The 3,114-nt window shown below is 67.1% G+C and carries 2 protein-coding genes; both read left to right on the top strand.

Going from position 1 to position 3,114, the window contains the following annotated elements; genetic code table 11:
* Positions 1 to 111: 111 nt before the first annotated feature.
* A complete protein-coding gene (msrB, locus tag ACYPYD_RS23720) occupies positions 112 to 507 on the top strand; it encodes a peptide-methionine (R)-S-oxide reductase MsrB (protein ID WP_036526342.1) in 396 nt (131 codons plus the stop codon).
* Between the two features lie 250 nt (positions 508 to 757).
* Entirely contained in the window at positions 758 to 2,983 is a 2,226-nt protein-coding gene (locus ACYPYD_RS23715) for a transglycosylase domain-containing protein (RefSeq protein ID WP_459665896.1), read from the top strand.
* Positions 2,984 to 3,114: the final 131 nt, after the last annotated feature.

The raw sequence follows: 3,114 nt of genomic DNA, 5'->3' as shown, positions 1-3,114 counted from the left end.
GACGGCACGCCGTACTGATTGGTCGTCGTCCCGGACCTGATCCGGGACGACGGACTCACTGGAATTTGGCCTCGTTCCGCCCCATATCGGCGCCAAAGGAGAGCCTCCCCGATGACCGACAAGATGCACCTCACCGATGAAGAATGGCGCGAGCGCCTCAGCCCAGAGCAGTACTATGTGCTGCGTCAGGCAGGCACCGAGCGGGCCTTCACCGGCAAATACGACGGCAACAAGCAGCAAGGGCTCTATACTTGCGCGGGCTGCGGTGCGCCGCTGTTCGAATCCGATGACAAGTTCAATTCGGGCTGCGGCTGGCCGAGCTACACCGCGCCGGTGGACGAAGCCGCGATCGACGAGCACCGCGATACCTCGCACGGGATGATCCGCACCGAAGTGACCTGTGCGAAGTGTGATGGACACCTCGGCCACGTGTTCCCCGATGGCCCGGCGCCGACGGGGCTGCGGTACTGCATCAACAGCGCCTCGCTGGACTTCGAGCCGAAGTAAAAAGGAAGGCCCACCCCCGGCCCCTCCCGCGAGCGGGAGGGGAGACAGAACGCTTCGCACTCCCGCTCATCCTGAGCCTGTCGAAGGAGGGAGGGCCGGGAGGCTCGGCCCGCAGGGCTTAGCCGGACGGGGTGGGCCGGCCATCCGCTGCCTTTCCCCCGCACCCGTGTTCACCTCGGGTTACAAATCGCCATGCAAGGTGTAGGAGCGACCCGACACATCCGTCCTTATTGGGGTTTGCATCCTACCCATGGCCAAGAATTCCGGCCGCAGCCGCGCACCCCGCGGCGCATCGTCGCAAGCTGAAAGCAAGCCGCTCTGGCGCCGCATCATTCGCGGCGTGTTCGTATGGGGCGGCGCGCTGGCGCTGCTCGGCGCGATCTTCCTGGGCACCGCCGTGTTCTTCACGATGCGCGAATTGCCCGACTATTCGGCGCTGAAGAGCAGCCAGAACGGCCAGATGATCGTCGTGCGCGCGCGCGACGGGCGCGAACTCGTCTCGCTCGGGCCGAGCTACGGCAAGTGGATGCCCTATGACGAGATCCCCGCGATCATGCGTGATGCCATCGTCTCGGTCGAGGATCGCCGCTTCCGCGAGCATCCCGGCGTCGATGCGATCGGTCTGGCCCGCGCGGTCTACATGTCGATCACCACCGACAGCCGCGCCAAGGCGACCTCGACGCTGACGCAGCAGCTGGCGCGCAACATCTTCCTCACCAACACCCGCTCGTGGAACCGCAAGGCGCGCGAGATGGTGCTGGCGCTGGCGCTCGAGAGGAAGTTCACCAAGGACCAGATCCTCGAACTGTACCTCAACAAGGTCTACTTCGGCGGCGGCGCCTATGGCATCGACGCGGCGAGCCGCAAGTTCTTCGGCCACCCGGCCACCGAACTTTCGACCGCCGAATCGGCGATCATCGCCGGACTGGTGAAGGCTCCGTCGAACTACTCGCCCACCGCCGATGTCGAGGCCGCCAAGGGGCGCGGCAAGGTCGTGCTCGGCCTGATGGCGCGCGAAGGCGTGATCTCGCAGGCGGAGGCCGACAGCGTCGATTTCTCGGACGTGCAGGTCGCCAAGGAAAAAGGCCAGAACTCGGTCCGCTATTTCACCGACTGGGCGCTGCCGCAGCTCGACATGTTGCTGCCTGAGAACAACGAGCCGATCGAGGTGTGGACCACGCTCGACCCGGCGATGCAGGACGCGGCCACCAAGTCGATCGACGCCAACGTGCCCAAGGGGGCGCAGGGCGCGCTCGTCAGTCTCGACAAGGACGGCGCGGTGCTGGCGATGGTCGGCGGCACGGATTACGTGAACTCGAACTACAACCGCGCCACTTCGGCGCTGCGGCAGCCGGGTTCGTCGTGGAAGCTGTTCGTCTACCTTGCCGCGCTTGAGGCGGGCTACACCCCCGACGATCGCGTCGTGGACGAGCCGGTGACGATCCAGGGCTGGAGCCCGCAGAACGACGGCCGCAACTTCGCCGGCCAGATCGACGTGCGTACCGCCTTCGCCTACTCCAAGAACACCGTCGCCGCGCAGCTGGGCAACGAGGTCGGCTTCGGCACCGTCGCCAGCATGGCCAAGCGCTTCGGCATCACCACCGACATCAACACCAAGCCGGCGATGGTGCTGGGCACCTCGGAAGTGCGCGTGATCGACATGACCCGCGCTTTCGCGGCGGTGTCGGCGGGCGGCACTTCGGTGGAGCCCTACGGCATCACCAAGGTCACCACGACCTCGGGCGAGCTGCTCTACGAGCACAAGTCGGTGCAGGGCCAGGTGCTGGTGCCGCATTACGTGGCGGCTGGCATCACCGACCTGCTGCAGACCGCCGTGGCGATCGGCACGGGCCGCGCCGCGCAGATCGGGCGTCCGGTGGCGGGCAAGACCGGCACCACCAGCTCGAACAAGGACGGCTGGTTCCTCGGCTTCTCCAGCGGCATCACCACCGGCGTGTGGATGGGCCGCGACGACGCCAAGCGGGTCGCGGGGCTCTCCGGCGGGCATGCTCCGGCGCGGGCGTTCTCGGACTACATGAAGGTTGCCGTCGCCAAGCGCCCGGTCGAGCAGTTCGACACCGAACTCAAGCTGCCCGAATGGCAGCTGGAGCCCGATGACGAGCAGATGCAGGGCAATCCTGACGACTATTACTACACCGACGAGAACGGCAACCTCGTCCACCCTGACGGTGGTGCGCCGGATCAGCAGCCTTATGGCGAAGGTCCGAACGGGCAGGCGCCGAACGGCGGCGTGGTTCCGCCGGACTACGGGCCGCAGGGTGCGCCGGCCGGGCCGCCGCCCGCTGCGGGCAACGACTTCCTCGACCGCGCCACCGGGCGCGAGCGGGAAGATCCGGGCCTGCGTCCGGGGCAGGGCACCGGGGCCTATCCGGGAGCGCGTCCCACGCCGGTCCCGCGTGTGATGCCGACGCCGCGTCCTACGCCGACGCGGATACCCGGTACAACGCAGCCCTGATCGCCGCGTCGTTTCAAACCAAACCGCGTCATCCCAGCGAAGGCTGGGACCGCTCGCCTATTACTGCCAACTATCGTTAGGGCGCGCCCTGCCGGTGGTTGGGTTTTACGCGGCCAGCGGTCCCAGCCTTC

The organism is Novosphingobium sp. 11B (genome assembly GCF_054589055.1).
Note: the sequence above shows the minus strand (reverse complement) of the source record. Positions and strands in the feature narration are given on the sequence as shown.

Bases quoted from the DNA above. Each gene is read 5' to 3' on its own strand.
- msrB (WP_036526342.1), top strand. From the start codon at position 112: ATGACCGACAAGATGCACCTCACCGATGAAGAATGGCGCGAGCGCCTC.
- ACYPYD_RS23715 (WP_459665896.1), top strand. From the start codon at position 758: ATGGCCAAGAATTCCGGCCGCAGCCGCGCACCCCGCGGCGCATCGTCG.